General features: G+C 64.0%; 6 protein-coding genes. 2 read left to right on the top strand and 4 right to left on the bottom strand.

Annotation, left to right across the window (positions count from 1 at the left end; genetic code table 11):
• The coding region (locus EN993_RS30965) for an HAD-IC family P-type ATPase (RefSeq protein WP_127265672.1) at positions 1-592 on the top strand (592 nt) is incomplete at its 5' end.
• Positions 593-628: 36 nt separating this feature from the next.
• Here EN993_RS30965 and EN993_RS30960 read toward each other — a convergent pair.
• The gene (locus EN993_RS30960) at positions 629-1459 is read right to left on the bottom strand and encodes an SDR family oxidoreductase (RefSeq protein ID WP_109660014.1); all 831 of its coding nucleotides are present in this window, start codon (positions 1457-1459) and stop codon (positions 629-631) included.
• A gap of 96 nt (positions 1460-1555) precedes the next feature.
• Here EN993_RS30960 and EN993_RS30955 point away from each other — a divergent pair, with 96 nt between their 5' ends.
• Positions 1556-2452, top strand: a complete 897-nt coding sequence (locus EN993_RS30955; RefSeq protein ID WP_109660016.1) for a LysR family transcriptional regulator — start codon at positions 1556-1558, stop codon at positions 2450-2452.
• A 5-nt stretch (positions 2453-2457) separates the two neighbouring features.
• Here the strand turns inward: EN993_RS30955 and EN993_RS30950 are convergent, their stop codons facing one another.
• From EN993_RS30950 to EN993_RS30940, 3 genes are all read right to left on the bottom strand, one after another.
• Complete coding sequence (locus tag EN993_RS30950; RefSeq protein ID WP_127265671.1) at positions 2458-3642, bottom strand: MFS transporter; 1185 nt, start codon at positions 3640-3642, stop codon at positions 2458-2460.
• A 97-nt stretch (positions 3643-3739) separates the two neighbouring features.
• Positions 3740-3949, bottom strand: a complete 210-nt coding sequence (locus EN993_RS30945; RefSeq protein ID WP_109660020.1) for a DUF2061 domain-containing protein — start codon at positions 3947-3949, stop codon at positions 3740-3742.
• A gap of 87 nt (positions 3950-4036) precedes the next feature.
• Positions 4037-5135 (bottom strand): Na/Pi cotransporter family protein (locus EN993_RS30940; RefSeq protein ID WP_164757918.1); only part of this gene is annotated, 1099 nt, incomplete at its 5' end.

Below are 5135 nucleotides of genomic sequence, written 5' to 3'. Positions count from 1 at the left end.
GGGCAAGACCGTCTCGGTGCTGGTGGCCGATGGCGTGGTGGCCGGGCTGATCGCCATGCGCGACGAGCCGCGGCAGGATGCGGCGGCCGGGATCGCGGCGCTCAAGGCTGAGGGCATCCGTGCGGTGATGCTGACCGGCGACAACCGCCGCACGGCCGAAGCCATCGCCGCTTCGCTTGGCATCGAGGCGCGGGCGGAGCTGTTGCCTCAGGACAAGCAGCGCATCGTTGGCGAATTGCAGCGCGAGGGGTTCAAGGTGGCCAAGGTCGGCGACGGCATCAACGACGCGCCGGCGCTGGCCGCCGCCGACATCGGCATCGCCATGGGCGGCGGCACCGATGTGGCGCTGGAGACCGCGGACGCGGCGATCTTGCATGGCCGCGTCATGGACGTCGTGCGCATGGTGAAACTGTCGCGGGCGGTGATGGCCAATATTGGCCAGAACATCAGCGTGGCGCTCGGGCTGAAGGCAGTGTTCCTGGTCACCACCATTTTGGGCATCACCGGCCTGTGGCCGGCGATCCTGGCCGATACCGGCGCCACCGTGCTGGTCACCGCCAACGCCATGCGCCTGTTGCGCTGGCGCGGGTGATCCGGCGTTCGGCGGCCGCCGCTCAACCGCTAGCCGTCAGGGGTCGATATCCATCGCGAGCGCTGCGTCCTTCTGGTTCTCCAGTTCCGTGAGCCTGCCTTGGAGCGCGCTGCGGATCGAGGCGTAGGCGGCAGCGCCGAAGGTCAATCGGCGCGGAGCGGGATTCTGCTCGACCGAAGCAATCATCGCTTCGACCATCTTGTGCGGGTCGCCCTTGACGTCGAACGAGCCCTCGGCAAAGGCCTTGCGCAGGTCGCCGACCGGCGTGTTCGCATAGATTTCCTCAGACTGGGAACTGATCAGGCTGGCGCCGAAGTTCGTCTGCGTCGGTCCGGGCTCGACGAGTGTCAAGCCGATGCCAAAGGACGCGACCTCCTGCCGAACGGATTCGACGAAGCCTTCGATGCCCCATTTGGTGGCGTGGTAGAGGCTGAAACCGGGATAGGCCATCTGGCCACCCTCCGAAGAGACTTGCAGGATGCGGCCGCCGTGCTGTTTCCTCAGATGCGGCAGTGCTGCCCGGATTACCTGGATGGAGCCGACAAGATTTGTGTCGATCAGGTCGCGGATCTGGTTGTCGTCAAGCTCTTCGGCGGCGCCGAACAGGCCGTAACCGGCGTTGCTGACGATGACATCGATGTGCCCTAGATCGTCAAAGGCTTTGCCGATCGTTGCCTTGATCGCATCGCTGTCGGTCATTTGAAGAGAAGCGATCCAGAGGTGATCGCTATGATGCGCTTTCAAATCGGCGAGCGCCTGCGGCCTCCGCACCGTTGCGGCAACTCGATCGCCACGGACCAGAAGCCTTTCCGTCAGAAGCCGTCCGAAACCGGACGAGGTGCCGGTGATGAACCATGTCTTGGCCATGGGAGAAGTCCTTTCGTTGTTGACTTCGGCCAAGACTACTCCACTCAACTCATGATACTATCCGTTCAATTTTGGATAGCTTGATGAAGATTCACCATGAATTCGAAGCCCGGACTTCCCGAATTGTCGGCGCTGGCCGCAATCGTCTTGCATCGCAGCTTCCGTAAGGCGGCCGACGATCTTGGCCTGTCCCCCTCGACGCTCAGCCACATGATGCGGACGCTGGAGCGGGGCATGGGCGTGCGCCTGCTCAATCGCACCACACGCAGCGTTGCGCCGACCGAGGCTGGCGAACGGCTGGTCGCACGCCTGCGGCCGCTCTTGTCGGATATCGATGCGGCACTAGCCGAGGTTGATGACTTCCGCGGTCTTGCGTCAGGGACGCTGAGGATCAACACCAGCGAGATCGGTGCCCGGCTGTTGCTCGGATCCGTGGTGCCGTCGTTTCTTCAGCGCTACCCCCAGGTCTCGCTCGATCTCGTCACCGAGGGAAAGCTGGTCGATATCGTCGCCGAAGGCTTTGATGCCGGCATCCGCCTGGGCGAGGCCGTACCGCGGGATATGGTCGCGGTGCGCTTCGGTGGGCCGACACGCTTCATCGCCGTTGCATCGCCGGCCTATCTCGCCGGCCGCCCGGCTCCGCACACGCCAGATGATCTCGGGGATCAAGCCTGCATCCGGTTCCGCTTGCCGAGCGGTAAGCCCTATCGGTGGGAGTTCGAGAAACATGGCCAGGAGATTGCCATCGATGTTCAGGGCGCACTGACACTCGACAGTATGGAGTTGATGGCCGAAGCAGCGGCTTGCGGCATGGGCGTTGCCTACATATCGGACAAGACTGCCAAGCCTTACCTCGATCAGGGATCGCTCGTCACCGTGCTGGACGATTGGTGTCCGCCCATTCCCGGCCTGTTCCTCTATTATCCAGGCCACCGGCTGGTGCCGCCGGCGCTGCGCGCCTTCATCGACGTGTTGAAAGAGACGAAGGGCTGAGGTCGCTACTCGGCTGGGGCCGTCAGCGGCGGCGTGGCGTTGCTGCGCCCTTCCCAGACATAGGAAGCGAGCGCCACTGCGACGGCGACAAGCATCGCGATGGCGCCGAGCAGCGGCAGGCTGCGGTAGCCATAGCCGGCATTGAGCATGGCCGCGCCCAGTGACGCGGCAAGCGCGATGCCGACATTGAAGCCGGACGGAATGAGCGACGAAGCGAGATTCGAGGCGTCTGCCGTCCAGGCCAGGATGCGGGTCTGGATCGGCGTGCCGATGGCGAAGTTGAGACCGCCCCAGATGACGATCGCGACAACCATCGGCAGGGGATAGGGGCTGACGGCATAGATGACGGCCAGCGTCACCGCCTGCAAGCCCAGCATGGTGATCAATGACGGCATCAGCTTCCAGTCGGAGAGCTTGCCGCCCAGGAAGACACCGAGCGTGGCGCCGACGCCGTTGAGCAGTAGCACCCACGGCACCAGGTTCTCGTCGAGCCCGGTGACCTCCAGCAGTGTCGGGGTGATGTAGGTGAACAGGCCGAACTGGCCGATCATCAGCATCAGCATCAGGATCAGCGAGGTCCAGATCTGCTGGCGTGCCAGCACGCGAACCTCGCGGGCGAAACCGGCGGGCCTGGCCGACGATCCCGTCGTGCGCGGCAACAGCGCTGCCATGGCAAGCGTTGCCGCCACGCCCAGCGCGCACATCACCCAGAAGGTCGCGCGCCAGCCCCAGATGTTGCCGATCGCAGTGCCAGCCGGCACGCCGATGACGTTGGAGACGGTGAGGCCGGACAGGATGACGGCAACCGCCATGCCGCGCTGGTCCTCGCGCACAAGACCGACGGCGACGACCATGGCGACGCCGAAATAGGCGCCGTGCGCGACCGCCACAGCAATGCGCAAAAAAAGCATCGAGGTGAAATCGGGCGCTAGCGCGCAGGCCGCCTGGCCGATGGTGAAGGCGATGGCGAGGCCGAGCAGCAAGGTTTTGCGCGACAGCGACTTGGTGGCGAACGCCAGCAGCGGCCCGCCGATGGCGATGCCGCAGGCATAGCCGGAGACGAGATAACCGGCGGAGGGAACCGAAACGCCAAGACCTTGCGCCACTTGCGGCAGCACGCCGGCTATGACGAATTCGGTGGTGCCAAAGGCAAAGGCGGCGATGAACAGGGCGATGAGCGGAAGCGACATGGGAAGGCCTTAGCTGGAATGGCCTCAAACCACGGATGGGCTTTGCGGGCAATCCAGAAATTTTTGGCGCCGCTTTAGCTTTTCTTGACCGATGGCATTAGGCCGGGGTCTTGCGGCCATAGGGAATCTTCAGCCACGCCCGCTCGTGGAGATAATAGAGCAGCGATTTGGTGACGACCTCGGTCAGGCCGATGGTCGCGGCGAGCTTGATGCTTCCCGTCACGACCAACGAAATGATGATCGTGTCGATGGTGCCGGTCGCCCGCCAGGAGAGCGCCTTGGCGAAACTGCGCGAATGGGTGTCCATCGATTTCCTCCGAAAGGCTGGGCTAATGGACCCTTATCCCGACTGGAGGAAGCAGAGCAAAGGTATTTTTGCCGTCGAAACGATGGATCAGCTCGCCTTCAGCCGCGACCCCGTCAGCAGCCCGCGCTCTTCGAGCACCGGATAAGCCATCGAGGCCAGCAGCGAATTGATCTGCTTCAGGTCGCGGATGGTGTCGAGGTGGATCGAGCTGGTCTCGACGCTCTTGGCCGTGCCGTCGCGCAGCCGCACGAAATGGCTGGCGCTGGTTTCCTTCTCGCGGTCGCGCAGCTGGTCCTTTTCCAGCACCAGCTGGCGGGCAGTCTCGGGATCGCGCGACACCAGCACGTTGAAGGCGAGCCGGGCATTGGCAAGCACCGAGCTGTGGAAGGCGAACAATTCACTCCAGCCCTCGTCGGTGAATTCCAGTCCGCGCTCGAACTTCTTCTTCACATGCACCAGCATGTTGCGCACGATGATGTCGCCGACCTGCTCCAGCTTGACACAGGCGCCGATCAGCTCCTGGCAACGCAGCGCCTCGTCCTCGGTCAGCGGGTTCCTGGTAAGCTTGGCCAGATAGAGCTTGATCGCGGCATGCTTCCTGTCGACGCGGTCGTCGAGTGCAGCCAGCGCCTTGATCTTGTCGGCGTCAGCGCTCTCGTAGAGCTCGATGATGCGCTTGAGCATGATCTCGACGGTCTCGCAGACCCGCACCACCTCGCGGGTGGCGTTGGCCAGCGCCTGGCTAGGCACGTCGAGCGCACTCTCGTTGAGCGCCGACAGCTCGACGACGTCGAGTGTGCTGGCCGGCGCCGGCTTGGTGCCAAGCGCCACGATCTTCTCCGAGGCGCGGTAGACGAAGCCTGCAAGCGGCAGGCCGGCGAGCAGGATCAGCACATTGAACAGGATGTGGGCGTTGACGATCTGGTCCGCCGCCGTCGAGCCGAGAAAAGCGAAGTGGGGCCTGAAGATCATGACCAGGATCAGCATGATCAGCGAGCCTAGCCCGCGCATCAGGAGGTTGCCGATCGGCACGACGCGCACTTCGGGGCTCGACGAGCGGGTCAGCATCGGCGCGATGATCGAGGAGCCGAGATTGACACCGAGGATGAGAACGACGCCGAGCTCGGGGGTGATCAGACCGCGGCCGGCCAGCGTCGCCATCAAGAGCACCGCCGCGATGCTCGAC

This window comes from Mesorhizobium sp. M7D.F.Ca.US.004.01.2.1 (genome assembly GCF_003997785.1).
Lineage (GTDB): Bacteria > Pseudomonadota > Alphaproteobacteria > Rhizobiales > Rhizobiaceae > Mesorhizobium > Mesorhizobium loti.
The sequence above is the reverse complement of the archived record's forward strand: the minus strand, read 5'-3'. Positions and strand labels throughout refer to the sequence as shown.